Below are 23,485 nucleotides of genomic sequence, written 5' to 3'. Positions count from 1 at the left end.
ACTGCCTGGTACCGATGACACTGTCAGCCACCCTGGTCGCCTGCGGATCCAGCGCAAAAACTGAAAACAGCTCCGCCGACGGTGGAAAGAACCCCGACGAACTCGTCTTCGCTGCCGTTCCGGATGAGAATGCCACCACGCTTCAGCAGAAGTTCCAGCCGCTTATCAAGTTACTGGAGAAGGAGACCGGAAAGAAGGTCCGCATACAGACGGCAACCGACTACGCGGCAGTCATCGAGGGGCAACGCGCCGGAAAGATCCACATTGCCCAGTACGGGCCGCTCTCGTACGTTGTCGCCCGGGCGGCCGGCGTCAAGGTGACACCCGTCGGCGCACAGGTCACCGAAAAGGGCGACAAGCCCGGATACCGCTCCTACGGAATCGTCAAGGCGAATTCTTCGATCAAGTCCCTGGAGGAATTCAAGGGGAAGAAGGTCTGTCTCGTCGACCCCAACTCGACGTCCGGCTATCTCTACCCCAAGGCCGCGCTCGCCAAGGCGGGCCTTGACGTCGAGAACGACATCGAGCCGACCCTTACCGGCGGCCAGGACGCCTCCGTCATCGCCGTCGACACCGGGCAGTGCGAGGCCGGCTTCGCCGCCGAGGCCATGGTGGACACCCTGCTGCCGGAGCAGGGGACGATCAAGAAGGGCGATGTCCGGGTCATCTGGAAGTCCGACGTGATCCCTGGGTCACCGGCCGCCGTTTCCGATGATCTCGCCCCGGAGTTACGCAAGAAGATCAGCGATGCCTTCGCGAACAAGGCAACCGAGGACTACCTCCAGGCACACGGCTTCTGCACGGGCAGTGAATGCCGGATCGGCGAGAACTGGGGCTACGTCGCGATCGACGACGCCGCCTTCGACAGCGTGCGGGAAGTCTGCAGGGTGACCAAGGACAAGCAGTGCCAGGCCACCGAATGAGCCACACCCGGGGACAGTTGGCGCAGTCCGGCGCCGACGTCGGCAAATCCGATCTCCTGATCGAACTGAGCTCCCTCGGGAAGCACTTCCGCAAGGGAAAGGAGATCGTCCACGCGTTGGACAATGTGTCATTCGGCGTGCGGCCCGGCGAGATCATCGCCCTGCTGGGACCCTCGGGCTCGGGAAAATCAACCGTCCTCGAGCACATGAACGGCCTCCAGTTCCCCACGTCCGGAACGGGCACCGTGCTGGGTACCGATCTCGCCTCGGCGAGCCCCGCTCAACTCCGCGCCATGCGGCGGCGTATCGGCTTCGTCTTCCAGCGCTTCCACCTGGTGGGCAGCCGTTCGGCGCTGGAGAACGTCTGCACGGGTGCGCTCGGGCGGCTGCGCGGGCCCCGGCTCGGTCTGATCACATACCCCCGGAACATCCGTGAGCAGGCCCTCGACCGGCTGGACCGGGTAGGGCTCGCGGACCGCGCGTTCCAGCGGGCGGACACTCTCTCGGGCGGCGAGCAGCAACGAGTGGCGCTGGCCCGGGCGCTCATGCAGGAACCGAGCATCCTGCTGGCCGACGAGCCGGTCGCCTCGCTCGACCCCGAGTCGGCGGACCAGGTCATGTCCCTCATCAAGGAGTTGGCCCGGTCGGAACAGCTGACCGTCGTGTGCAGCCTCCACCAGGTCGGCCTGGCACTCGGCTGGGCCGAGCGCGTCATCGGCCTGCGCTCCGGCCGCGTCGTGCTCGACGTTCGCGCCGAGGGCCTCGACCACAGCGATGTGACGGGGCTCTACTCCGATATCGCCGACGCGCCGACCGGCCCGGCGGCCGGGGTGGTTGCGCCCCGGGCTGTCCCGGACATGGCGCCATGAGGCGGGCACCGGCTCCGATCGGACCCATGACACTGCCACGCCCGTCAGCATCGGGCCTCGCCACGATCGTGGTGATGCTCGGGGGGCTGACAGCCGGAGTCATGGCACTCGTCGATCTGAAGGTCAATTTCGCCACTCTGGCGAGCAGTGCGGAGCTCTGCGCCGACTTCGCCCGCCGTATGTTCCCCCTGGACTTCCCTCCGCCGGGCGAGATTCTGCGCTCGTGCGGTCAGACGCTGTCGATCGTCATCTGCGCGACGCTGCTCTCGGTGCTGCTCAGCCTGCCTGTCGCTGTGCTGGCCGCGGTCAACACCTCCTGGAACAAGCCCAGTCAGGTCGTCGCGCGGGCGGTGATCGTGCTCGCACGTGCTGTCCCGGACGTGATCCTGGTGATCATCGCGTTCAGAATCTTCGGCCTCGGTGGAATGGGCGCCGTGCTCGCCATGGGCATCCACTCGGTCGGCATGGTGGGCAAGCTCTTCGCCGACGCCATCGAGGACATCGAGAAGGGTGTGCCCAAGGCGGTTCGCGCCATCGGCGCCTCCCGGCTCCAGCAGTTGGTGGCCGGTGTACTGCCACAGGTGCTGCCCTCGTTCGTCGCCACCGCGCTGCACCGGCTGGACGTCAACCTCAGGGTCTCCGTGGTCCTCGGCTTCGTGGGCGTGGCGGGCATCGGGGCGGATGTCGCCCATGCGGTCCAGCGCCTCGACTACCCGCGGGCGATGGCACTGGCCTTGGTGGTCCTTCTCCTCTGCATCGCCATGGAACTGGTCTCGGGCGCCATCCGCCGAGCACTGCTCCGCGCCCCGCGCCCGCGGGCCCGGGTCACGGGCAGGGCGCAAAAGGGGGCCGGCTCATCGAAGCGACCGACGCCCCCTGCGGTATCCGCCAAGGGGCGCCGGACCACTCCGCCGTGGACCTCCGCGCGCCGGCGCCACCTCGTCCACACGGTCCTCGTCGCCGTCGTGCTCATTGCGTCGATACGTGAAGTACAGCTGTCCTGGGGGCAGTTCGTCGGAGGTGCGGACCGAGCCCTGCCCGTGTTCGGCGAGTTCTTCCCTCCATCGACGGGCGGCATCCTCGACGAACTTCTCGCCGCTCTGTGGACAACGGTCCAGATCGCGTTCGCCGGTACCCTCATCGGTCTCGTCCTGGCCGTCCCCATCGGCGTACTCGCCGCGGAGAACACCTCTCCCTCACCGCTCGTCGCCCGCATCGCGCGGATGGTCATCCTGCTGGTGCGAGGTACGCCCGAGCTCATCCTCGCCATCACGTTCGTCATCGCCACCGGCCTCGGTCCCGTCGCGGGCGTACTCGCTCTCGGCCTGGGATCCGTCGGCTTTCTCGGCAAGCTCCTGGCGGACTCCCTGGAAGAGCTCGACCCAGGACCTCGTGCGGGCCTGACCGCGACCGGCGCCTCCGCCTGGCAGGTCCTCTTCGGAAGCACGCTGCCGCAGGCCGTACCCGCCATGATCGGCCACGTCCTGCATCAACTGGACGTGAACGTGCGCTCGGCCACGCTGTTGGGCATCGTGGGGGCCGGGGGCATCGGCTTCCACTTGATCAGCGCAACCCGCGTGCTGGAATTCGACGTGGTGGCCACCATCATCCTGATGGTGCTCGGTGTCGTGCTCCTGATCGAGGGCATCGCTTCCTGGCTCCGCCGAACGACCGCCTGACCGCATCCGGAACAGGAACCGAGACCGGAACCAGGACCGAGACCGGAGCCAGGATCGGAACCGGAACCGGAACCGGAACCGGCGCGTCATGGCGGTCCTCCCCTACACATGCGGCGGCAGCACTCGCTTGCCGTGGGCATCGAGCACGGAGTGCTGCGCGCCGCGCCGGGCCGGGATGAGCAGCGCTTCCAGGAAGCAAATCGCCTCCACCGTGACGGCCCCGGCCGGGTCGGAGACCGTGGTGGCCCGATCGTCGGCAGCCATGAACGCGATAGAGACACCGCCAAACCCGGTGACGGCGGCGAACGTCCAGAACGGCATGCCCTCCTCGGTCCGGGGCTGGCAGTCAGGTCAGGGCGACCTCGCACCAGACGGTCTTGGTGTCGTCGGTGGTTCCCCAGTGCGTGGACAGGGCTTCGACAAGAAGAAGGCCCCGGCCGGTGTCGAGGTCGGGGGACGGCGGCGGAATCGTGCCGGGAGAGGGTGGGCGGCGGTCGGGGCTCGCGTCCGTGACCTCGATACGGAGGGCGGAACCCCTTGGGCGGAGGGTGAGCCGCAGGCGGAAGTCGCGCCCCTGAACTCGGCCGTGCACCACCGCGTTCGTGGCGAGTTCGGCCACGAGGAGTGTCGCCGTCCGATTGGCCCCGGTGTCGTACGGCCAGCCCCAGCTGCGGAGTTCCTCGGCCGCGAGGCGGCGGGCGAGGCGAGCGCCGCGCGGGGTGGCCGAGAGACGGATGGTGAAGTGGCGGGTGGGAACGGTGTGTTGCGTGAGCCCGGGGCGGAGTACCGGCGAGTGGGCAGTATCGCGATTCATGTCACTCAGCGTTGTCGGCCACCTCTACGCTCACCAGTAACGACGGCGGTACGCAGCGTCACTGTCCGGGTGCTGTCCGGCTCTGTCCGGGCGACGCAGCGTTACGCAGTACGCCGACGAGGAGTTGGGCACGGACGTGGCGGACGTGGAGGCACGCGAACGTGGGTGTGACGGGGCAGGGAGCGCAGGGCGGCGACGGGATGGAGCCGTACGACGGTCACGACGAGGAGTCGGCGGCCGTACTGCGGACAATCGGCCGGGTCGTGAAGACATGCCGCGAACGGAAGGGGCTCACCCAGGCCGAGTTGGGCACGGCCATCGGCTACAGCGAGGAGCGGGTGTCCTCGGTGGAGCGGGGGCGGCGGGCGCCGAGTGAGGCGTTTCTGGAGAAGGCCGACGAGGTGTTGGAGGCCGGTGGGCTGATCGCCGGGTTGAAGAAGGATGCGGAGGAGGCTCGATTCCCGAAGAAGGTGCGAGATCTGGCGAAGTTGGAGGAGAAGGCGGTCGAGATCTGCGCCTACGCCAACTCCGTCGTCCACGGCCTGCTGCAGACGCCGGAGTATGCGAGGGCGTTGTACGGGATGCGGCGTCCGCCCTTCACCGAGGAGGAGATTGAGCGCCACGTCGTCGCGCGCTTGGCGCGGCAGAAGGTCTTCGACAGACAGCCGCCCCGTGTCTTCAGTTTCGTCCAGGAAGAGGTGACGCTGCGCCGCCCGCTCGGGGGCAGAATGGTGATGCGGAAGCAGCTCGAACACCTGTTGGAGGTCGGCCGGCGGCGGAACGTGGAGATCCAGGTGATGCCCACGGATCGCGAGGACCACGCCGGTCTTGCGGGGTCATTCCAGCTGCTACGGCTCGAGAAAGGGGACACCGTGGGGCACAACGAGGCCCACCTCATCAGTCGGCTGTTCTCGCATCCCAAGGAGATCCAGCTCTTTGAGATCCACTATGGCATCATCCGAGCCCAAGCCCTCACGCCCAGTGAGTCATTGGCCTTCATCGAGAAAGTGCTGGGAGAAACATGATGACCAACCCCTCGACGGGGAACAGTTCCGTGCTGAAGTGGTTCAAGAGCAGCTACAGCACGAATGAAGGCCCGGAGTGCGTGGAGGTCGCTTTCGCCCCCGAGACCATTCACGTACGGGACTCGAAGCACGTGCGGGGCCCCCAACTCGCATTCGGGTCACGGCAGTGGGCCGCCTTCGTCTCGTACGCCGCCGATCACTGACATACGACCGTGCTGACGCCCCACGTCCGGTTCCGTACCGGGCGCGGGGCGTCGGCGTATCCGGGTCGGCGAACCCGTACGGATGCGCTACCTCCAGCGTGGCGGCAAGCCGGGCGAACTCGCACGCGGGAAACGTGACGAAGCCCTTCCCCGGTGGGGGAAGGGCTTCGTGAGTGAGCGCTGGGCAGGCCTTGCACCTGCATTTCCCCGCAGGAAGCGGGGCGTCTTTCCTTGGACCACCAACGCAGTGTCAGTCGCCGTGAGTTGCGGCGAGCTTTCAAGATCAACTATAGCGCATGCGGCCGTCGGTCGGCCCAGGCCATCACGGAGGCGGTTGAGTGGCAGACCCGTGCGATGCGCGCGCTTGGTGCCAAGACGTTCCCCGATGCGGAGACGGTGCTGGACAATGCGTTGTCCCCGATCGCGGCGATCCGCGCCCAGCACCGTGCACGAGCCGAGCAGGCCGGCCGACTTCCGGTGAACTGACCCTCTTGCTCTTGCAGGGCGACCGGCCGGACCATAGAACCAATCAGTTGGTCGGACTGCAACAGGGGATGATGTGGGCGATGTGCCGCTGCTCGAAATGAGAATCCCACGGGGAGAAACACCCCGCCGGATGCTGATGACGTTCCTCGGGCTTTGTTTCGGGTGTGGGGTGCTCTCGGTGCTGCTGAAGGTCGTAGACCTGCCCGGCAGCATCGTGGCGAGTGCGATTGCCGTGGCATTCGCACTCGCCTCTGCAGGGGCCGTGACCGCGATGCGGGGCGACGACCCGGCCTTCACCACGGCCGGTGTCCGCCTGAAGGCCTTTTCCTGGGACCGGGCGCAGGTGGTTGTGCCGTGGTCGGAGATCGACCGCATGTGGATCGCTCGGATCCGGGACTACGACTACCTCTGCATACTGCCGCAGGATCCGGACCGCTACATACACGGAGGAGGCTTCCTCCGCGCCTGGACCATGGCCCGGATCGCCGCCGCTCAGGGCAGCGCTTTGCAGATGTACCTCCCGGCCGACAGTCTCCCCCTGGACCGCGTCCGTGCCGCAGTCGAAGAATTCAGTGGGGGAACCGTACATCTCGATCATGCCCCTCGTACCGCATAAAAGCTACGCCGATCCGCCTCCGGGCTCCCAGCCAGTGTCGGGTTCTCTGGCCCCGTCATCGCGATCTGGTCAATTCTTCCCCCCCGATCCATTCGTGCCGCAGCAGTCCGAAGATCAGCTCGTCGACGCGCTGCCCGTCGCGCAGAATGTTCTCCCGCATGACGCCCTCGCGCACGAAGCCCACACGCTCGAACAGCCGCACTGAACGTGTGTTGTCGGCGAAGACCTCCACCGTGATCCGGTCAAGATCGAGCACGTCGAAGGCGTGTTCGACCCCCTGTACGACCGCCAGATGCCCGTAGCCGCACCCCCACAAGTCCTTCTCACCGATGACGATGCCCAGCCGGCACCGCCGGTGAGCCCGTTCGATGAGCGCCAGGTGGAGGAAGCCGATGGGCTCCGCACGGCCTGCGAGCCCGATCGCGAGGTGGACGATGTCGTCACTGGGACGCATCCAGCGCTCGAGCGTCGCGACGACCTGCTCACGGGTGTACGTGCGCGTCCCGTCGTCGCTGAGCCGCTGGATCTCGACGTCGTTCTTCCACCGCAGCAGCGGTTCGAGGCTCGCCGACGTGTGGGGCCGCAACTCGACGGCGGCATCGGTCACCTGGGCCACTGGCCTCTCATTCATCGCGTCTCTCGCTCCTTGATGAGTTCATGCATACATCGCATCGCGATCTCGGCAGTCGCACGGTGGGCGGGATCAGGCACGATCTCCGACACGTCGGCGCTCACGACGGTGCAGTTGTCCGCGATCCAGGCCATCACGCCATCACGTGTCTGACCTGCTCCGGGGAGGCTCCGAAAGGCTCCTTGCTCCCCGTGTTCGACACGTACACCAGATCGAGTACGTCGACGTCCAGGCTGACGTGCACCTTCCTTCCTCCTAGTGCGAACAGCGCCCCCCGGGTCGACGCCGCGGATGACCGTGACGAGGCCGCCGGGGCGGTAGGCATCCTCGCAGATCGCACCCGGGTCCCGGACCTGGGCGAGGGTCAGGCTGGCGGCCTGACCGGCCCCGGTGCACGCTGCGGCAACCAGGTGAAGAGGTGGTTCGGCTTCCTCGCCGACCAGAAGATCCGCCGCGGCTCCCACAAAAGCGTGCGTTCCCTGGAAGCCGACATCCGTGCGTGGGTCAAGGAGTGGAACGAAAACCCAACACCATTCATCTGGACCAAGACGGCCGAGGAGATCCTCGACTCCCTCGCCCGCTTCTGCCAACGGATCTCCGGCGCATCACACTAGGTGGTCACACAAGGTGGTTCGTACGGCAGTTCGGGAACGTATCGGCTCCATTGCTGCCGGCTCAGGGCACCGGAGCTCCCGGCGCAGATACGGCTGATGGCGGACTCGACGTTCAGGTCCCAGAGCGTGGCCACGCCGTCGTCGGTGGTGGCAGCCAGGGTGTGACCGTCCGGGCTGAACGCCAGAACGGCGACGAATCCCGTATCCACGGTCAGCGGCCGGCCGATGGCGGTGGGGTGGTCGGGATCGGTGACGTTCCACAGGTTGATGGTGCCGTTGTCGGTGTGGCCGGCCGCTGCGAGGGTGCGCCCGTCCGGGCTGAACGCCACCGACCACAGGCTGCCGCCGGGCACAGTCAGGGGACTGCCCCTGCGCGTGAGGTGGTTGGGGTCCGTGGCATTCCACAGGGTGACGGTGCCGCGGCTGTTCCCGGTGGCGAGCGTGCGGCCGTCCGGGCTGAACGCCACCCAGGTCCTGGTGGCGGTCGGCTGGGGGATCGGCTCCCCGATACGGACCCCCGGGTCCGTCGTACTCCACAGTCCGACTTCCCGATTGCTGCCGTCGCCGCCGGCCGCCAGCATCGTGCCGTCGCGGCTGAACGCCAGGGATGCGACGGACCTCGTGTGTGAATTGGAGATGCCGGACCGGGAGACGGGCTTTGCGGGGTCGCTGACGTCCCACAGGGCGATGCTGCCGAGCTTGTCGTCGCCGGCCGCGGCCAGGGTGTTGCCGTCGGGGCTGAACGCCAGGGAGAAGATGAGCCCGTTCGCCCCGGTGAGGGTCTCAGGGAAGCGAACGGGATGGCTGGGGTCGGCGGTGTTCCACAACGTGACGGTGCCGCCGCTGTCGCCTGCGGCCAGGGTGCGCCCGTCCGGGCTGAACGCCACGGCGTCGACCGCGTCCTCGGGGCCGGTGAGCGGATCACCGCGGGGAGCGGGGTTGTTGGGGTCGGCGGTGTTCCACAGCGAGACGGTCTTGTTCTGGTTTCCTGCGGCCAGGGTGCGCCCGTCGGGGCTGAACGCCACGGATGCCACATTGCCGCCGGCGCCGATGATCCGGGTCGGCGGCAGATTCCACAGATCGACGTTGCCGTCCATGTTCCCGGCGGCCAGGGTGCGGCTGTCGGGGCTGAACACCACGTCGGTGACCGCGTTGCCGGGACCGGTCAGCGGCCGGCCCAGAGGGCCGATGGCCCCGGGGTGGGTGACGTTCCACAGATGGACGGTGTGGTCGGCGCTGCCGGCCGCCAGGGTGTGACCGTCGGGGCTGAAAGCCACCGACATGACGGGCTGGGCGGGACCCGTCAGCGGCTTGCCCAGGGGTGCGGGGTGGCCGGGGTCGGCGACCTTCCACAGGTGGACCGTGCTGTCGGTGGATCCGGCGGCCAGGGTGCGGCCGTCGGGGCTGAACGCCAGGGAGTTGACGGGATGCCCGGCCTTCAGGGAACGGCCGCGGTCGGGGTGGGCCGGGTCGGTGGTGTCCCACAGGCCGATCGTGCCGGCGTCGTCGTCGCATGCGGCGGCCAGGGTGTGCCCGGTGGGGCTGAACGCGACGCGATGGGAGAAAACGTCGGGGCAGTCGAGGCTCAGGGGCGCTCCCGCGGGCTTGACGTCGTCGGGGTGGGTGACGTTCCACAGGCTGACGAGTCCGGCGTGCCATCCGGCGGCCAAGGTACGGCCGTCGGGACTGAACGCCAGCGATTCGATGGAGGTCGCGGCGTCCAAGCCCTGAATGGCGGGACTCTTCGGCCGGCCGAGCAGGACGGGGTGGCTGGGGCTGGTCAGGCTCCACAGGTCGACGAATCCGCCGGAACCGCCGTCGCCGTTGTGGCTGGTGTGGCCGCCGACGGCCAGCACCTGGCCGTCCGGGCTGAACTCGAGCGACAGGATCGAATTGACGGAACGGTCCACGGGCACGGGTTGGCCCAGCGCCACCGGACGGCCGGGATCGGAGACGTCCCACAGCCGGACGAGGTTCTGGTGGACGTTCCCGGCCGCCAGCATGTGCCCGTCGGGGCTGTAGGCCACGGTGTACACCGCGCCGCGCGGGCCGGGAAGCCGGGTGGCCAGCGGGGTGTTCTGGGTCGTGATGAGCCGGGACGCCGCATCTGGGGTGGGGTCCATGCGATAGGAGGTCAGCGCGAGTTGGGCGGACAACGAGGGATCGGTCGGGCCCAGTTGCACGGACGTGGAGGTGACGGCAGCGTTGATGGCCTCGTCGCGGGAGCGCAGGGCCCGGGTGGCGGCGTCCCGGGCGTGGGACTCCTGCCGGAAGGCGAACACCGCGGCCAGCGAGGCGACCACGGCCAGGGCGGTGATGGTGGCGACCGCGGCGCGGCGGAGCCGTTGCCCGCGCCGCTGGTGGTGGCGGGCGGCTGCCAGAAAGGCCCGGGCGGCGCCGCTGAGCTCCGGCCCGTGCGTTTTGGCCCAGGCGAGGGCGGCCTCCAGGCGGTTGCCGCGATACAGCGCGGCTGCCTCCCGGCCGGCATCTTCCCAGAGCGCGGCCGCCTCTTCCAGATCCTGTCGTACGAGGTTCCCGGTGCGGTCGTGCTCGATCCAGTTCCGCAGCCGGGGCCAAGCGCGGATGAGCACCTCGTGGGTCATCACCACCGTGTCCTGGTCCAGGGTCAGCAGCCGGCCACGGGTGAAGTCGTCCAGGACTCTGGCGGCCGCATCCCGGTCCGGCGCGTGACGCAGCAGCTCGTCGTACCGGACGCGCCGGCGGCTGTCGTCGGCGTCACGTCCTACGATGACCAGCCGCAGGAACACCCACCGTGCGGCCTCGTGGCAGGGCGGCGGCAGGGTGTCGTAGAGCCTGTTCGCCGTGGTGGCGATAGCGCCCTGGATGCCGCCGGTGACGCGGTATCCGTCCACGGTGAGCGTGTGACCGTGGCGCTGCTGCCAGGTGGCCCGCAGCGCGTGTGCGAGCAGCGGCAGCCGGCCCGTGGCGCTCGTCCCGACCGGTCCCCCGACCGTGCCCAGCTCCGTCAGCAGCACCTCGACCAGGCCGTCTTCGACGTCGAGTCCCACGTTGTCGGCCGGGCGGCGGATCGCGTCCTTGAGTTCGTCCTCCGTCATCGGCTCCAGCAGGACCGGACCGGCCTGGAGCGCCGCCCGGAGCTGCGAATGGGCCGTGCACGCGGCGTAGAAGTCCGCGCGCACTCCCAGCACGACGACCGCCCCGCCCGTGGGCCGGGCCAGACGGTCGAGCACGTCGATGAGCCACTGTCGTTCGGTCTCGTCGCCGCAGGCCGTGAAGATCTCCTCGAACTGGTCGACCACGACGACCAGGCCCGCGGAGGGGGACTCCCCGGCGGGCTCCGGATCGCCGGCTCCGGTGATCTCGCGCAGCTCGGCAAGGCACCGTGCGGGATCGGCCCGCCACGCCGGTGCCGTGCGCTGGGCGGTCTCGGCGTCGAGCCCGGCGGCGGCCGCCAGTGCGAGGGCAGGGGATGCCGTCGGGGTCAGCAGCAGCCGCGGCCAGGTGCTCGAACCCGCCACCGGAAGCCGGCCGTCGTCCAGGGCCGGCAGTACCCCGGCCGCGAGCAGGGACGACTTCCCGGCCCCCGAGGGGCCGATCAGCACCAGCGGGCCGCCCTCACGCATCCGGGCGTCCATCCGCTCGCACACGAGGTGAACCATTCGCTCACGGCCGTAGAACCACTGCTTGTGCTGCGCGTCGAACGGGACCAAGCCCGGGTATGGGCAAGGGACTTGGTCGGCGCCGGGACCGGGCACGGTTCTGCGCCCCTGGTCGCCGAGGCGAACATGGAGGTCGCGGCCGGCCTGGAAGACGCTGCCGCCGCCGGTCGCGCTCGCCTCCTGCCGTTTCGGCTGCCAGAGGGGCGGCCCGTCGGGGGGCGAGTCACCGGTGCTGCGTTCCGTCACGCCTGTCCGCCCCTGGTGACGTTCATGTCCCGGCCGGCCAGGAACGCATCGCCGCCGGAGACGTGTGCCTCCAGCGTCATCGAGCCCGTGATCTGCTGTTCCGAGGTTCCGGCAGCGCGCAGTTCCCCGCCGAACAGCGCGCGCAGCTCGTCGACGGCGTCCGGCCGCGTGGCCATGAGCCGGATGATGCGGGCCTGCCACTCGGCGACCAGCAGCCCCTGGAGCTCCTCGCCGTCGCCCGTCTGCTGCGCCTGAAGCAACTCGCCGCGTGCGTCGGCGAGTTCCTCCTCGACGCGCTCCGGGTGCGCGGACCGCCATAGCGACAGGACCGAGGACCTGACCGCGGCCCAGCCGTCCGTCGCCAGCAGGTCGATCAGACGCGCCGCGGCCGCCGATGCCAGGCCGGCGAGTTCCACACTCGTCTCCATGTCTACTCCTTGTCCCCTACCGCCCGTGGGCCACGATCGCGGTCATTGTCAGGTGGGAGGCGATGAACACGTGGTCGCCGCCCACCGTCCACAGGAACCCCACGTCCGGCTGCCCGGGGTCGCTGTATCTCCACCGGGCCCTGCCGGTGGCCGCGTCGATGGCCCACAGCGTCTTGGCGCTGTCGGTGGCAAAGACGGTGTCGGCCGAACACTGCGCGCTCTTGCCGGAAACACTGAGGGAGGCGTTGAACAGGTTGGAACGGCCCATGTCGCTGGCGCCGTCGAGCACCGCGACCCACCGGAGCGTGCCGTCGGCCACGGCCAGGGCGGCCAGGTCGCTGCCGACGGGTACGTAGACGGTCGCGCCGTCCAGGCTGGAGAACGGGGCGCCGATCCGGACCTGGTCCCCGTTCTTCGCCTCGAAGCGTTGATGCCACTTCTCGCTGCCCGTGGCCGCGTCGACGGCGAACAGCGTGTCGCCGTTGCCGCCGGCGAACAGGAACAGTCCGGCGGCGTAGCACGTCAGCGGCCAGCCGGTGGTGAAGTAGAACGAGGCGTGCGGGACGGATACCTTCCAGCCGCGGGCACCTCTCCTGCCGGCGTCGATCATCTGGACGCGGCTGGGTTTCTTGCCCGGAACGGCCGAGGCGGCCAGCAGGCGAGAACCGGAGGGCGGCACGAGCACGTTGTTGATGTCCGTGCCCTTGACCTGCCACAGTCCCTTACCGGTCGCGGCGTTGAACGCACGGATGTAGCCGGTAATCGGAGACTTGGCCGAGAACTCCCCGTCTATCTTGAGCACCTGCCCGCATACATAGACCGTGTTCCCCGCGACTGCCACATAGTTGCTCGGGTACGACACATACGTGCCGCCGCCGCCGGGATCGGCGTCGGCAAGGTTGGTCGCCCACTTCGCCTTCCCGCTGGCGGCGTCGAACGCCGCCAGCACGCCTGACTGACTCGGTGTGTCGCAGAGCAGGTAGAACACTCCGTCCGCGTACGCCGTCGGGTACTTGAGGCTGGTCGTGCCGAAGTCGTTGGTCGTGTTCAGCGGGGGGAACGCGGATTTTCCGGTCGCGGCGTCAAGGAAGGAAGTGGCCGTGTCCGTGACCACCATGACCACCTTGTCGGACGCTTCCAGGCAGGTGGGGGCATGCTTTCCGGCTTCTGACCATGCCTTGACGGCGTCGGGTCCGGCCAGAACGATCGATTCCGGTCCGTCCGTCGAGGACGGCGACGCAGAGGAGGCCGACGGGGATCGCACGGCTGACGGAGAGGCCGGCCGCGCAGTGGACCCGGGCCCGCCGGCCCGGCCGTCGGGTGCCGGTGACGAGTCGCCGGAGAAGGCGAGTGCCGCTGCCGTGGCTCCGCCGAGTACGGCCACGCCCCCTGCCAGAGCGGTGATCAGCTTCCGGCGGCTGACACCCGTGTCGGCAGCGATCACCGGCGGCGGAGGGAACGGGCCCCGGCCACCGCCCCCGGCGGACACCGATCCCACCGCCGCGGTCGCGGCGGCCATGTCGGCGGTCACCGCCGGCGGCAGCCAACTGCCCGCCAGGGCAGGCAGGTTCTGATTCCTCAGGTAGGCGATGAGTTGCTCCGCGGTGGGACGGTCCGACGGTTCCGGGTACAGACAGCCGCCGATCACGTCACGCAGCGACACGGGGAGGGCGCCCGTGTCCGGCCCGCCTCCGGAAGCTGCGAACAGCACGGTCGACCCGAGGTCGAACATGTCGTCCGTCGGTGAGGGTGCCGGACTTCCGGTGGCTCCCGCCATCCCCAGGGCGGTGATGCGGGGCCCGTCCATGGTCAGCAGCACCGAGTCCGGGTTCACCTCGCCGTGGACCGTACCGGCCGCGTGGAGTGCGGCCAGCGCCCGGGCGAGGCCGTCGGCGAGCACCCGCAGGGCCGGTTCGGACAGCGGGCCGTGCCGGTCCACCACCTGCCGGAGCGGCAGTCCGGCGGTGAACTGGGTCGCCAGCCAAGGAACCGGCGCGTCGGCGTCGGCATCCACCACCGGTACGAGGAAGGCGCCGGACAGCGTCCTTGCCGGCTCGACGGCGGCTCGGAACCGGTCCCGGAACCCCGGGTCCGCGGCGAGTTCGGGCCCCACGACCGTGACCGTGACGAGTAGCCCCTCATCCGTGCGGGCCGCGAAGACTTCGCTTCCGCCGACCGTGCTCCCTCTTCCGAGCAGCGCATACGGCCCTATCCGATGAGCACCGTCTGCTCCGGAATGATCCATCGTCAGCCCCTCACGCCAGCCTGATCGTCTGATCACGGGCCGCCTGGTAGGCGCTGCCGCCGCCGGACACATGGGCCGTCATGGTCATTGACGGCTCCGGATCGGCGGTCGGCGCCGTGCCGTGCCCGGGTTCGACAGCGGGGTCGATGTCGGTATCGGACAGGAGAGCGGTCACCGCATCGCTCAAGTGCTCCAGCCCGTCCGGCAGATGGGTCTCCGGAACGCGGAGGAACTGCAGGCGCGCCAGCTCCGCGATCTCGGCCGGCAGCGCCGAGGCGTCGGGCAGTATCGTCGCGTCACCCAGGAGGACAGGGACGACGCGGTTTCCCGCCCGCAGAGCTGTCGCGATCTCCAGGCGGACCCAGTCGTGAGCCCGGTCCAGGAGCCGCACACCGTCCCCGCCCCGCGCGTCGAGCCACCCTGGCCCGATCAGTACGCACATGAGCTCGCACTCGGCGGCTTGCCGCCGCAGGATCTCGGCGAAGTCAGCCCCGGGCGGTATCGACTGGCCCGACTTGAAGATCTCGTGGGCACCTAGGCGGTCGGACAGCGCGCGGTAGACGCGGTCTCGCATCCACCGGGAGTCCGGTTTGCGAAAGCTGAGGAAGATGCGCGGCACAATTTCCCCCTCTCTGGGAAGCCTTGACGTCAGGCATCGTGCTCACCCTAGGGGTGGAGTACACGCTCGGTCGCTATTCACCGAGGATTGAATAGCCGCCGCAAGGTTCCGTACGCTGGCGGGTATGGATCCGGCGGACAGCGCGGCAGAGACGGTCTCGGCAGGGAGATCGACCAGCACGCGTCTACCACCGGGCGACTTCGGCGTCGTCCTTGCCACACTCCGGGCACGTCGGGGGTGGAGCGTGCGCGAGTCCGCCCGGCGTGCGAATGTGTCCGAAGGGCAGATCTGCAATCTGGAGAGCGGGTTGCGCAACCCGACGCCCGCTGTGGCGGCGGCATGCGACGCGGCCTTCGGTACCGGCGGGGAACTCGTCGAGCTGGCCGGGGCCGGCCGCCGCGGCGCCCGGGCCGAGGGCGTCGTCGAGGCCGGCCCCGTGGTCGCCGGGTACGAGCGGGTCCTGCGGGAGCTGAAGGACATCGGCAGATCCACCGGACCAAGGTTCGTCACCGCTTCGATGAAGTCGATCACGCGGATCCTGACGGACGCCGGTCCGCACGCCGTTGGCGAACAGCGTGCCGAGATCTGGCTGCTGGCCTCGAGGTTCGCCGAATACACGGGGTGGATGGCACAAGAGGCGGGAAATCCCGCGGAGGCGTTGCGCTGGACGAATCTCGCTGTCCGCTGGGGCGCACACGGCGGGGACGAAACGGTGGCCGCGTATGCCCTGGTCCGCAAGGCGTTCATCGCCCAGCACCGCGGTGACACCTATGCGGCGATCGGATTCGCTGACCAGGCGGCCGGGCACCCGGCGGCCAACCCGGTGATCCGCGCGCACGCCGCGCGACGCGCGGCCCAGGGGCATGCGCGCCGTGGCGATGCGGGGGCCTGCCGGGGGGCACTGGAGCGGTTCAGAAGCCACGTCGCCGAGGTCATCGGCGACCGGACCCCTCACTGGGGCCCGCGCATCGAGAACGGCAACCCTCGGCTCATCGAGGCGTCCTGCATGCTCAGCCTCCGTCGCTTCGAGCTGGCCGCCGACCTTTTCGCCGCCGAGCACCGGCCGGCCGTCCCGGCGGACAGCAACTCCCAGGCCCGCTTTGCGGTTCGGCAGGCGACAGCCCTGGCCGGTGTCGGCCGCCTCGACGACGCCTGTCAGATCGTCGAGGCCACGCTGCCCGTGATCAAGCGCATCGACTCGGCCACCGTCCGCGCGGAGCTCGGCCATTTCGTGGAACAGGCCCGGACCCGGAGAGCCAGCCCGGGCCAACTCGCCCTCATCGACGCATCGGCCGCCCTCGCGATCGGCTGACAGTCGCGACGGTGCCGTCGCCGATGCGAGCGCATCCCCCATGAATCCGCAGGTCAGGCCCCTTCAACGGCGATCCGTCCGCTCGACCCGCTGCACTTCGGAAAACAGGTCGAGTATCCCCGCCACGCCTGAGCAACCTAGGAAAAACCGCAGATCAGGCACCCTTTTCCACAGACTCCAGAATAGCCACACACTCCACGTGCGACGTCATCGGAATCACGTCGGCCTGGACGGGATCGGAAAACTACCAGGTCAGGCTGAGGTTCCTCGGCTCTCCGTGGATCTTCCGGGACGGCCGACGCGTCATATGAGCGTCACGGCCCACACAAACCTCCGCTCCTCGGCCACGGCCGGGTTCACGGTACGAGGGCGTCGAGATCGATGTCGAGGGGGAAGGGAACGGAGACCTTCAGTCGGCCTCGGTGGATGCCGGTGGGCACGTAAGTACGCGTCATGTCGTCCAGTTCATAGGTGTGGACGGTGGGGGTCCCGGCCTCGTCCTCGATGCGCCAGAAGTGCGGGATCTTGCCCTGGGAGTACTTGAAAGGTTTCAGGGACCGGTCGCGGTCTACAGACTCCTCGGATACGACCTCGACGACCAGAGCGACATCCTCGGGCGCGAACCAGGTGCGGTCCGGGTCGTAGGGGACGGTGGTGACCAGGAGGTCGGGTTCGGGGCGGCTCTTCTTGTCGAGGCGGACGGTCATCTCCCTCTCGGCCCCGAACCCGGCGGGAGCCGCTTGACGCAGGGCGAAGGTCAGGTTCTCCACGATCCGGGCGTGCCAGGACCGCTGCGGCGACATCATGAAGATCAGGGCTCCGTCGATGAGTTCGGTGTGCCGCGGTGCCTGCGGTAGATGGTCGAGGTCGTCTGCCTCCCAGCCACTCGGCCTGGGCGGAAACATCCAGTCAGGAAGTTCGGCGGTCACAGCTTCCTCCAGGCGCCTTCAGGAGATGGTCAAGGGGGCCTGATCCCGGAACGCGGACACGGGCCACGCAACTGGTGACAGCGTAGTTGATGCCGTCACGCGGTGAGCGGTGCCTGACCCACCGCCAGGGGCGAGCCCGCAGCCTGGCGCTCCGGGTAGGCCGAATCGGGCCGCCAGGGCAGTGCGCTCGGCAAGCTTCGCCCGCGCCTGCCGTGCCTGGCCCCGGTGTCCGCCGCGAGCACTCCGGCGGCGGCCGTCGCGGTGACCGCGTGGCCGACCCGTCACCAGACCGGAACGAGCGACCACCCCTGGTGCTGCCGCAGGGCAAGATGCCAGACGGCCGCGTCCACGACGCCGACCCACGGAGGGAGAACCTCCGCTGTCAGCCCGCGGCCCTTGAGGGTGTTGGCGCAGACCAGTACACGGGCACCGGCTTCGTGCAGCGCCGTCGCTTCGGCGGGCGGGGTCCGGTCGAGGATCAGGTCGACGCCCGCACCGTAGAGGACGATCTCGACGTCCAGCGGGCGGTCCGCTGCGGCCAGTAGGTTCATGGTGGCCCGTGCGACGCGGTCGGGCTGAGGAGCGGCAACGACGACGCGGACGGTGTCCGCTCGGGAAGTAGGCACGCAACACAGCCTCCCACACCTGGAGTCGACGGCCGCGCCGACCTCCAGAATACCCGGTGGGGTATTGGACGCCTCCACGATCGCCGTGCCGGTGGCGGGCACACTCCGTACGGGTCGGCCGGTCAGCACTGCCGCCCGCAGGCGGCCGTGCCGGTTGGCGAGGTTGGCCAGGGGGACAGGACCCCGCCCCTGGACAGGTGGTCGATCTTCTCCACGGCACCCCCCACTGCGTAGACGTGCCGGTCGCTGATGCGTTGACGCTCGTCGACCCGGATACCGCCGTGCGGACCAAGGGCGATGCCGGCCTGCTCGGCGAGCGCGCCTCGGCCGCTGTCTTGCGAAGGTGCCGGGGCCACGGCGGGTGACCGTGGCGGATCGGGAACACGAGTGAGGCGCAGAGGGCCGGAACGGTCACGGCCCGGGCGAGGGCGCACCACAGGCACAGCGCGGTGTGAAACACCCGTAGCCAGGGATGAGACGCTAGCCGGAGTGTGACCTATCGTGGGGCTCTTGCGGACGACTTGAGGATGGCGTGGCATGAAACCAGGAAGGCACGGGGCGGCTCTGCGCAGCGTCCGGGCCATCCTGGCCGTGATCCTGGCAGCAGTCGCAACGCTCTGCATCGCTGGTCACGCTGCGCGGGGCGGATCCGGCAACGGGATGGGCCCGCGTACGGTGAGCGCCCTCCAGACGACAGCGGACCAGCGTCTGGGTCCCGTGGCAGCTTCTGATCGTTCCATGTCCCCGTGCACCAAAAAGGCCGTGGTGGAATCGAGTGCGAAGCGCGCCGACCACGGCGCGCACGCCGGTTCCGGCCAGTGGATGGCCGTCACCCGTGCCCTGTCCGTACCCGGGGCGGCGCTTCCCGCCCGTGCCTTCCCCTCGGGGCCTGCCCCGCCTCCACCTGCTGTCCTGTTCTGCGTTCTGCGGATTTAGGCCGACCCCCGTGTCGTGTCACTGAATCCTCAGAAACGGAGTACTCGTACATGTCTTCTTCCCCGCGCTCATTGAGCCGGGCGGGTTTGGCGCTGCGTGACTGGCGGCTTCGGCAGTGGGCTGTAGCCGGTGCCGGTGCGCTGCTGTCCGCACTGGCCGTCGGTATGCCGACGGACGTGATCCCCAACCCGCTGTTCTCCCGGTCGGTTCCCGTGCAGTGGTGGAACTATCCGGCACTTGCCGGCACGGCCGTTCTGGCCGGGCTGGTCCTGGGCACCTACGTGCGCCCTTCCTCCGCACCCGGGGCACCGGACTCTCCTGACGGTGGACGTCTCGGGTGGCTGGGCGGATTCCTGTCGTTCCTGGCGGTCGGCTGTCCGGTCTGCAACAAGGCCGTCCTGCTGCTGCTCGGCACCTCCGGAGCGCTCAGCTACTGGGCGCCGCTGCAACCGCTGATCGCCATCGCCTCCGTGGCGCTTCTCGCCGAAGCGGCCCTGCGCCGCCTGTCGGCCCAGTCGGCATGCCCCACGTCGGTCTCCCTCTGACGCCCGGCCCCCTTTCCTTCGCTCTTCCCTTCCTCCGTATCAGGAGAGGTACGTCATGACGTCCACCAGCACTCCGTCCGCACGCCGCCGCAACCGCAAGCGGACCATCCTGGCTTCAGGCGTTCTCGTCGCCGCCGTGGTCACCGGTGCCTTCGCGCTCACCCTTGACGGCTCCGACACCCCTGCGACCAAGTCCGCCGCACAGCCCACCGCGGTCGTGACCGAGCCCGGCGAGTCCGCGCCGGCAGACGACAGCCTGCTCGCCCTGGCCCGCCGGGACAAGACCGACGCGCTCGCGGTCGGCCGGGCCGACGCTCCCGTCGTGATGATCGAGTATTCCGACTTCCAATGCCCGTTCTGCGGGCAGTTCGCGCGCAGAACGGAACCGGACCTCGTGCGCTCGTACGTCGACAAGGGCATTCTGCGCATCGAATGGCGCAACTTCCCCGTCTTCGGGGACGAATCAACGCAAGCGGCCCTGGCTGGGTGGGCGGCCGGTCAGCAGAAGAAGTTCTGGGACTTCCACGAGGTCGCCTACAGCGAGCCGCGCGAGCGGAACGCGGGAGCGTTCAGTGAGAAGAACCTGGTCGACATGGCGGTCCGGGCGGGCATTGAGGACATCGAGCGGTTCAAGGCGGACATGGACTCGGCCGCAGCCCGCCAGGCCGTCCAGCGCGACCAGGAGGAAGGGTACGGGCTGGGAGTCACCAGCACGCCGGCGTTCCTGGTCAACGGCAAGCCCATCCTGGGCGCGCAGCCGACCGAAACGTTCAAGGAGACCATCGACGCGGCGGCGAAAGCGGTCGGCCGATGAGTGAAGTGGGGCTACTGGCCGCCTTTCTGGGCGGGCTGCTCGCTTTGCTCAGCCCGTGCAGCGCCCTGCTGCTGCCTGCCTTCTTCGCCTACTCCTTCAGCAGCCGCACCAGGCTGTTCGCGCGGACGGCCCTGTTCTACGCGGGGTTGTGCACGACCCTGGTCCCGCTGGGCGTGGCCGGGTCCTTCGCCAGCCGCCTGTTCTACGGTCATCGGGATGCCCTGGTCAGCGCAGGCGGCTGGCTGGTCATCGCGCTGGGCGCCGCGCAGATCCTAGGGCTCGGGTTCGGCTCCCGCACAATGCAGCAGGCAGCCGGCAACCGCAGTTCGGGATCAGCGCTGTCGGTGGTCGCTCTGGGCGCGGTGTACGGGCTGGCGGGATTCTGCGCGGGACCGATCCTCGGCGGCATTCTCACCGTCGCCGCCATCGACGGTGATCCGTTGCACGGCGGGCTTCTGCTCGCGGTCTACGCGCTCGGCATGGCGCTGCCGATGTTCGTCCTGGCCCTGCTGTGGGACCGATTCGACCTCGGCAGGAAGCGATGGCTGCGGGGCAGAACGGGGACACTGGGCCCCCTGTCGCTGCACAGCACGTCACTGGTGGGAGGCACACTGTTCATCGCTCTCGGCGCCGCCTTCCTCCTGTTCGACGGGACGTCAGCCCTGCCGTCACTGATGAGTGCCGACACCGAGTTCGCGATGGAGGAGCGCCTTTCGCACATCGGGGCCGCCATCTCCGACCGGATGGTGCTCGTGGTTCTGGCCGCCGTCGCAGGGCTGGCCGCCGCTGTCGTGCTCCTGTGGCCCGACCGCGACCACTCGGAGCGTGGTGCGGGCGAGCATGATTCGGGCTCCTCCGCATTGGACTGAGAAAGCGCATAGTTCGCCCGCGTGTGACCGGCCCCGAATGCCGACTTGGCAGCCGGCCGCACGCGGGCGAGATCGGCCACATCAAACCCACCTGGGCGAGGCCGGGGCCAGCCTGCTGATGCTGATGGCCAAGTCGAGACACAAGAAGCCGGAGAACGTCCGCCGCTACTTCAAGCCCTCACCCGACGCCATCGCGGAGATCACCAGTCTCCTCGCCCCGGGCGACAGCAGGCGCTGATCGCGACGCTGCTATGAGGCGGCGTCAGCCCACAGGTCGGTGCTGTGGTCCCCGATGAGAGCGCTGATGCGGGTGAGCACGTCACTGACCGGCTGCGGGTGGAGTCGGCGTCCGTCACGCAAACGCAGTGCGACGTGATCGTCAGTGGCCTCCTTCGCGCCGATGACGGCTTGATAGGGAACCAGGCGGGCCTCTCGGATACGGGCGCCCAGGCTGCCGCGGTCCGGTCCCGCGATCTGGGCACGCAGTCCGAGACGGGTGCAGCGTTGGGCAAGGGCTGCGGCGTTCGCCAGTTCGGTGTCGGAGATCGGGAGAATGACCAGCTGAGTGGGGGCGAGCCAGGCGGGGAAGGCACCGCCGTGCCTTTCGATGAGATGGGCGACGGCACGTTCCACACTGCCGATGATGCTGCGGTGGACCATGACCGGGCGGTGCTTGGCGCCGTCCGCGCCGATGTAGTGCAGGTCGAACTGCTCGGGCTGGTGGAAGTCGACCTGGACGGTGGACAGAGTGGACTCCCGCCCGGCGCCGTCGGTGACCTGGACGTCGATCTTGGGGCCGTAGAACGCGGCCTCTCCCTCGGCCGCCTCGCAGGGCAGGCCGGAGCGGTCCAGGACGTCGGTCAGCAGGGCGGTGGACCGTTGCCACTTCTCGGGTGCGGCAACGTACTTGCCACCAGGACCCGGGAGGGAGAGCCGGTAACGGGTCGGGATGATGCCGAGCGCCTCGTACGCCCGGCGAATCATCTCCAGCGCCGCCTGCGCCTCCTCGGCGACCTGGTCCAGGGTGCAGAAGATGTGCGCGTCGTTGAGCTGGATGGCCCGCACACGGGTCAGTCCGCCGAGCACGCCCGAGAGTTCGGAGCGATACATGCCTCCCAACTCTGCCATTCGCAAGGGCAGTTCACGGTAGCTGTGGGAGCGGGAGCGGTAGATCAGCGCGTGATGAGGGCACAGGCTCGGCCGCAGGACCACCTGCTCCCCGCCGAGGTCCATCGGGGGGAACATGTCGTCGCTGTAGTGCGCCCAGTGCCCGGAGATCTCGTACAGCTCCCGCTTGCCGAGTACCGGTGAGTACACGTGCTGGTAGCCCGACCGCCGCTCGGCGGCACGGATGTACTCCTCCAGGGTGTGCCGTACGGTCGCGCCGTCGGGCAGCCAGTACGGCAGGCCGGCGCCGATCAGTGGATGGGTGTCGAACAGGCCCAGTTCACGGCCCAGTTTGCGGTGGTCGTGCTTGGTGGTCATCGCGGTCTCCTTGCTGGATGCGGAGCAAGTGACCGGGTCTACGCCGAAGCCCCGGGGCACTTGCCCCGGGGCTTCGGATCAGATCGTCTGTCAGCGCGCCGGGACACTCTCCGGCGTCGTCGTCATAGCAGCGCGCATCATGTCGCAGACGTTAGCAGAATGTAGCGATGCCCACACGGTCATTGCGGTGTCGGCGCGCTGTCCGCCGAGACCGTCCACGCCAGGAGCGGAGACCGTGGGCTGCTCCGGGGTGACGGCCTGGCGCCGGCTGCGGGACTGGACCGAGGCCGGTGTATGGCCACGCCTGCACGCCGGTAAGGGCTGTCCGTCGAATCAGCGAATGCCATCGAAATCCTCGCCGACGGTCAATGTCACCGAGCCCGGAACGGCTGCGGAGTCCTGGGTCGCTCGCTTTCCCGGCAGCCGGGAGGCCAGCGCCTGCGCCTGCCTGTCAAGTCCTTGCGGGTATGCGACCGATGTCTTTTCTGCGTCGCGGGGAGCGTTTCCTGTGCCGACGACGGCGCATCCCGCCGTTCGCAGCGCTTCCGCAACCTTTGCGGCCTGCCCCGCCCGCCCTCGGCCCGAGAACCGGGGCGCCGCTTGGGCCCCGGAACTGCTGCCACAGAGCCGCAACACGCCTCCCATGCCCCGACATGAGCTGGATCACATTGACCGCCTGTTGACGACCGGGGAACGGGACTGCAACATCTGTAAACGTTTCCACCTTTAGGAAACGTTTACAGCAACCGGTAGTTCGCCGACACATGGGGGTAAAGCGGTGCCGAGGACAGCGAGCGCTGGGCAGCCGACGATCGTGTCGATCGCGAAGCGTGCCGGGGTTTCCATTGCGTCGGTGTCGCGGGTTCTCAATGGTCTGGGTGCGCGTCGGGAGACGGTCGAGCGGGTGGAGCGGGCTGCGTCGGAGTTGGG

At 68.9% G+C, this 23,485-nt stretch carries 26 protein-coding genes and 1 pseudogene; 14 read left to right on the top strand and 13 right to left on the bottom strand.

The window, feature by feature from the left end:
• Positions 1–14: 14 nt before the first annotated feature.
• The 3 genes from ACZ3IC_RS26940 to phnE are packed head-to-tail and all read left to right on the top strand — an operon-like array spanning position 15 to position 3,471.
• Positions 15–923, top strand: a complete 909-nt coding sequence (locus ACZ3IC_RS26940) for a phosphate/phosphite/phosphonate ABC transporter substrate-binding protein (RefSeq protein ID WP_467420105.1) — start codon at positions 15–17, stop codon at positions 921–923.
• Entirely contained in the window at positions 920–1,792 is an 873-nt protein-coding gene (locus tag ACZ3IC_RS26935) for a phosphonate ABC transporter ATP-binding protein (protein ID WP_467420102.1), read from the top strand. The genes ACZ3IC_RS26940 and ACZ3IC_RS26935 overlap by 4 nt, the downstream gene beginning before the upstream one ends.
• 26 nt (positions 1,793–1,818) lie before the next feature.
• Positions 1,819–3,471 (top strand): phosphonate ABC transporter, permease protein PhnE, encoded by a 1,653-nt coding sequence (gene phnE / locus ACZ3IC_RS26930; protein ID WP_467420100.1) that lies wholly within the window; start codon positions 1,819–1,821, stop codon positions 3,469–3,471.
• Positions 3,472–3,573: 102 nt separating this feature from the next.
• On the opposite strand, the gene ACZ3IC_RS26925 is transcribed toward phnE, so the two are convergent.
• Positions 3,574–3,792: a hypothetical protein gene (locus ACZ3IC_RS26925; RefSeq protein WP_467420098.1), complete on the bottom strand. Its 219-nt coding sequence runs from the start codon at positions 3,790–3,792 to the stop codon at positions 3,574–3,576.
• Positions 3,793–3,817: 25 nt separating this feature from the next.
• Entirely contained in the window at positions 3,818–4,285 is a 468-nt protein-coding gene (locus ACZ3IC_RS26920) for an ATP-binding protein (protein ID WP_467420097.1), read from the bottom strand.
• 200 nt (positions 4,286–4,485) lie between these two features.
• Here ACZ3IC_RS26920 and ACZ3IC_RS26915 point away from each other — a divergent pair, with 200 nt between their 5' ends.
• The 4 genes from ACZ3IC_RS26915 (at position 4,486) to ACZ3IC_RS26900 (ending at position 6,615) form a co-directional block, all read left to right on the top strand.
• Positions 4,486–5,310: a helix-turn-helix domain-containing protein gene (locus ACZ3IC_RS26915; protein ID WP_467420095.1), complete on the top strand. Its 825-nt coding sequence runs from the start codon at positions 4,486–4,488 to the stop codon at positions 5,308–5,310.
• Positions 5,307–5,513 (top strand): DUF397 domain-containing protein, encoded by a 207-nt coding sequence (locus ACZ3IC_RS26910; RefSeq protein ID WP_467420092.1) that lies wholly within the window; start codon positions 5,307–5,309, stop codon positions 5,511–5,513. The genes ACZ3IC_RS26915 and ACZ3IC_RS26910 overlap by 4 nt, the downstream gene beginning before the upstream one ends.
• A gap of 354 nt (positions 5,514–5,867) precedes the next feature.
• Entirely contained in the window at positions 5,868–5,999 is a 132-nt protein-coding gene (locus ACZ3IC_RS26905) for a hypothetical protein (RefSeq protein WP_467420090.1), read from the top strand.
• 130 nt (positions 6,000–6,129) lie between these two features.
• The gene (locus tag ACZ3IC_RS26900; protein ID WP_467420088.1) at positions 6,130–6,615 is read left to right on the top strand and encodes a hypothetical protein; all 486 of its coding nucleotides are present in this window, start codon (positions 6,130–6,132) and stop codon (positions 6,613–6,615) included.
• A gap of 55 nt (positions 6,616–6,670) precedes the next feature.
• Here ACZ3IC_RS26900 and ACZ3IC_RS26895 read toward each other — a convergent pair whose 3' ends face one another.
• Positions 6,671–7,246, bottom strand: coding sequence for a GNAT family N-acetyltransferase (locus ACZ3IC_RS26895; protein ID WP_467420086.1), 576 nt, complete (start codon positions 7,244–7,246; stop codon positions 6,671–6,673).
• 133 nt (positions 7,247–7,379) lie between these two features.
• Complete coding sequence (locus ACZ3IC_RS26890) at positions 7,380–7,490, bottom strand: arginase family protein (protein ID WP_467420084.1); 111 nt, start codon at positions 7,488–7,490, stop codon at positions 7,380–7,382.
• On the opposite strand from ACZ3IC_RS26890, the gene ACZ3IC_RS26885 reads away from it, so the two are divergent.
• Positions 7,438–7,860: a hypothetical protein gene (locus ACZ3IC_RS26885; RefSeq protein ID WP_467420198.1), complete on the top strand. Its 423-nt coding sequence runs from the start codon at positions 7,438–7,440 to the stop codon at positions 7,858–7,860. The two genes, ACZ3IC_RS26890 and ACZ3IC_RS26885, sit on opposite strands and share 53 nt — an antisense overlap.
• Here the strand turns inward: ACZ3IC_RS26885 and ACZ3IC_RS26880 are convergent.
• The 4 genes from ACZ3IC_RS26880 to ACZ3IC_RS26865 are packed head-to-tail and all read right to left on the bottom strand — an operon-like array spanning position 7,857 to position 15,039.
• Entirely contained in the window at positions 7,857–11,747 is a 3,891-nt protein-coding gene (locus ACZ3IC_RS26880; RefSeq protein WP_467420081.1) for an NACHT and WD repeat domain-containing protein, read from the bottom strand. The two genes, ACZ3IC_RS26885 and ACZ3IC_RS26880, sit on opposite strands and share 4 nt — an antisense overlap.
• Positions 11,744–12,175: a hypothetical protein gene (locus ACZ3IC_RS26875; protein ID WP_467420079.1), complete on the bottom strand. Its 432-nt coding sequence runs from the start codon at positions 12,173–12,175 to the stop codon at positions 11,744–11,746. Before ACZ3IC_RS26875 ends, ACZ3IC_RS26880 begins: the two co-directional genes overlap by 4 nt.
• Positions 12,176–12,191: 16 nt before the next feature.
• Positions 12,192–14,420 carry an outer membrane protein assembly factor BamB family protein gene (locus ACZ3IC_RS26870; protein WP_467420078.1) on the bottom strand — a complete coding sequence of 743 codons (2,229 nt, stop codon included), beginning with the start codon at positions 14,418–14,420 and terminating at the stop codon, positions 12,192–12,194.
• Between the two features lie 10 nt (positions 14,421–14,430).
• On the bottom strand, positions 14,431–15,039 hold the full coding sequence (locus ACZ3IC_RS26865; protein ID WP_467420075.1) for a toll/interleukin-1 receptor domain-containing protein: 609 nt from the start codon (positions 15,037–15,039) through the stop codon (positions 14,431–14,433).
• A 124-nt stretch (positions 15,040–15,163) separates the two neighbouring features.
• Here ACZ3IC_RS26865 and ACZ3IC_RS26860 point away from each other — a divergent pair, with 124 nt between their 5' ends.
• The gene (locus tag ACZ3IC_RS26860) at positions 15,164–16,351 is read left to right on the top strand and encodes a helix-turn-helix domain-containing protein (RefSeq protein ID WP_467420073.1); all 1,188 of its coding nucleotides are present in this window, start codon (positions 15,164–15,166) and stop codon (positions 16,349–16,351) included.
• A gap of 356 nt (positions 16,352–16,707) precedes the next feature.
• On the opposite strand, the gene ACZ3IC_RS26855 is transcribed toward ACZ3IC_RS26860, so the two are convergent.
• The 3 genes from ACZ3IC_RS26855 to ACZ3IC_RS26845 all read right to left on the bottom strand — a co-directional run bounded on the left by ACZ3IC_RS26855 (position 16,708) and on the right by ACZ3IC_RS26845 (position 18,262).
• On the bottom strand, positions 16,708–17,256 hold the full coding sequence (locus ACZ3IC_RS26855) for a Uma2 family endonuclease (protein ID WP_467420197.1): 549 nt from the start codon (positions 17,254–17,256) through the stop codon (positions 16,708–16,710).
• Between the two features lie 305 nt (positions 17,257–17,561).
• The gene (locus ACZ3IC_RS26850) at positions 17,562–17,906 is read right to left on the bottom strand and encodes a DsrE family protein (RefSeq protein ID WP_467420071.1); all 345 of its coding nucleotides are present in this window, start codon (positions 17,904–17,906) and stop codon (positions 17,562–17,564) included.
• 122 nt (positions 17,907–18,028) lie between these two features.
• Positions 18,029–18,262: an FAD-dependent oxidoreductase gene (locus ACZ3IC_RS26845; protein WP_467420070.1), complete on the bottom strand. Its 234-nt coding sequence runs from the start codon at positions 18,260–18,262 to the stop codon at positions 18,029–18,031.
• 630 nt (positions 18,263–18,892) lie between these two features.
• Here ACZ3IC_RS26845 and ACZ3IC_RS26840 point away from each other — a divergent pair.
• From ACZ3IC_RS26840 to ACZ3IC_RS26825, 4 genes and pseudogenes are all read left to right on the top strand, one after another.
• Positions 18,893–19,387: a hypothetical protein gene (locus ACZ3IC_RS26840; RefSeq protein WP_467420069.1), complete on the top strand. Its 495-nt coding sequence runs from the start codon at positions 18,893–18,895 to the stop codon at positions 19,385–19,387.
• Between the two features lie 55 nt (positions 19,388–19,442).
• The gene (locus ACZ3IC_RS26835; RefSeq protein ID WP_467420066.1) at positions 19,443–20,201 is read left to right on the top strand and encodes a DsbA family protein; all 759 of its coding nucleotides are present in this window, start codon (positions 19,443–19,445) and stop codon (positions 20,199–20,201) included.
• Positions 20,198–21,070 carry a cytochrome c biogenesis CcdA family protein gene (locus tag ACZ3IC_RS26830; protein ID WP_467420064.1) on the top strand — a complete coding sequence of 291 codons (873 nt, stop codon included), beginning with the start codon at positions 20,198–20,200 and terminating at the stop codon, positions 21,068–21,070. Before ACZ3IC_RS26835 ends, ACZ3IC_RS26830 begins: the two co-directional genes overlap by 4 nt.
• Positions 21,071–21,155: 85 nt before the next feature.
• Positions 21,156–21,308, top strand: a pseudogene (locus ACZ3IC_RS26825) (site-specific integrase); the annotation flags it as partial.
• A gap of 11 nt (positions 21,309–21,319) precedes the next feature.
• On the opposite strand, the gene thrS reads toward ACZ3IC_RS26825, so the two are convergent.
• Both thrS and ACZ3IC_RS26815 read right to left on the bottom strand, forming a co-directional pair.
• Positions 21,320–22,555: a threonine--tRNA ligase gene (gene thrS / locus ACZ3IC_RS26820; RefSeq protein WP_467420062.1), complete on the bottom strand. Its 1,236-nt coding sequence runs from the start codon at positions 22,553–22,555 to the stop codon at positions 21,320–21,322.
• A gap of 333 nt (positions 22,556–22,888) precedes the next feature.
• Entirely contained in the window at positions 22,889–23,200 is a 312-nt protein-coding gene (locus tag ACZ3IC_RS26815) for a LytR C-terminal domain-containing protein (protein ID WP_467420061.1), read from the bottom strand.
• A 133-nt stretch (positions 23,201–23,333) separates the two neighbouring features.
• Between ACZ3IC_RS26815 and ACZ3IC_RS26810 the strand changes: the two genes are divergently transcribed.
• A partial coding sequence (locus tag ACZ3IC_RS26810) for a LacI family DNA-binding transcriptional regulator (RefSeq protein ID WP_467420195.1) occupies positions 23,334–23,485 on the top strand: 152 nt, incomplete at its 3' end.

This window comes from Streptomyces sp. NPDC002958 (assembly GCF_055563255.1).
This window is presented reverse-complemented; position numbering and strand designations above follow the sequence as displayed.

What these genes read in the sequence shown, in the direction of transcription:
- ACZ3IC_RS26900 (WP_467420088.1), top strand. Translation starts at nt 6,130, where the DNA reads ATGCTGATGACGTTCCTCGGGCTTTGTTTCGGGTGTGGGGTGCTCTCG.
- ACZ3IC_RS26915 (WP_467420095.1), top strand. Translation starts at nt 4,486, where the DNA reads ATGGAGCCGTACGACGGTCACGACGAGGAGTCGGCGGCCGTACTGCGG.
- ACZ3IC_RS26895 (WP_467420086.1), bottom strand. Translation starts at nt 7,246, where the DNA reads ATGAATGAGAGGCCAGTGGCCCAGGTGACCGATGCCGCCGTCGAGTTG.
- ACZ3IC_RS26835 (WP_467420066.1), top strand. Translation starts at nt 19,443, where the DNA reads ATGACGTCCACCAGCACTCCGTCCGCACGCCGCCGCAACCGCAAGCGG.
- ACZ3IC_RS26875 (WP_467420079.1), bottom strand. Translation starts at nt 12,175, where the DNA reads ATGGAGACGAGTGTGGAACTCGCCGGCCTGGCATCGGCGGCCGCGGCG.
- thrS (WP_467420062.1), bottom strand. Translation starts at nt 22,555, where the DNA reads ATGACCACCAAGCACGACCACCGCAAACTGGGCCGTGAACTGGGCCTG.
- phnE (WP_467420100.1), top strand. Translation starts at nt 1,819, where the DNA reads ATGACACTGCCACGCCCGTCAGCATCGGGCCTCGCCACGATCGTGGTG.
- ACZ3IC_RS26905 (WP_467420090.1), top strand. Translation starts at nt 5,868, where the DNA reads ATGCGCGCGCTTGGTGCCAAGACGTTCCCCGATGCGGAGACGGTGCTG.
- ACZ3IC_RS26920 (WP_467420097.1), bottom strand. Translation starts at nt 4,285, where the DNA reads ATGAATCGCGATACTGCCCACTCGCCGGTACTCCGCCCCGGGCTCACG.
- ACZ3IC_RS26840 (WP_467420069.1), top strand. Translation starts at nt 18,893, where the DNA reads ATGTCTTCTTCCCCGCGCTCATTGAGCCGGGCGGGTTTGGCGCTGCGT.
- ACZ3IC_RS26860 (WP_467420073.1), top strand. Translation starts at nt 15,164, where the DNA reads ATGGATCCGGCGGACAGCGCGGCAGAGACGGTCTCGGCAGGGAGATCG.
- ACZ3IC_RS26815 (WP_467420061.1), bottom strand. Translation starts at nt 23,200, where the DNA reads ATGGGAGGCGTGTTGCGGCTCTGTGGCAGCAGTTCCGGGGCCCAAGCG.
- ACZ3IC_RS26855 (WP_467420197.1), bottom strand. Translation starts at nt 17,256, where the DNA reads ATGTTTCCGCCCAGGCCGAGTGGCTGGGAGGCAGACGACCTCGACCAT.
- ACZ3IC_RS26935 (WP_467420102.1), top strand. Translation starts at nt 920, where the DNA reads ATGAGCCACACCCGGGGACAGTTGGCGCAGTCCGGCGCCGACGTCGGC.
- ACZ3IC_RS26870 (WP_467420078.1), bottom strand. Translation starts at nt 14,420, where the DNA reads ATGGATCATTCCGGAGCAGACGGTGCTCATCGGATAGGGCCGTATGCG.
- ACZ3IC_RS26910 (WP_467420092.1), top strand. Translation starts at nt 5,307, where the DNA reads ATGATGACCAACCCCTCGACGGGGAACAGTTCCGTGCTGAAGTGGTTC.
- ACZ3IC_RS26830 (WP_467420064.1), top strand. Translation starts at nt 20,198, where the DNA reads ATGAGTGAAGTGGGGCTACTGGCCGCCTTTCTGGGCGGGCTGCTCGCT.
- ACZ3IC_RS26925 (WP_467420098.1), bottom strand. Translation starts at nt 3,792, where the DNA reads ATGCCGTTCTGGACGTTCGCCGCCGTCACCGGGTTTGGCGGTGTCTCT.
- ACZ3IC_RS26940 (WP_467420105.1), top strand. Translation starts at nt 15, where the DNA reads ATGACACTGTCAGCCACCCTGGTCGCCTGCGGATCCAGCGCAAAAACT.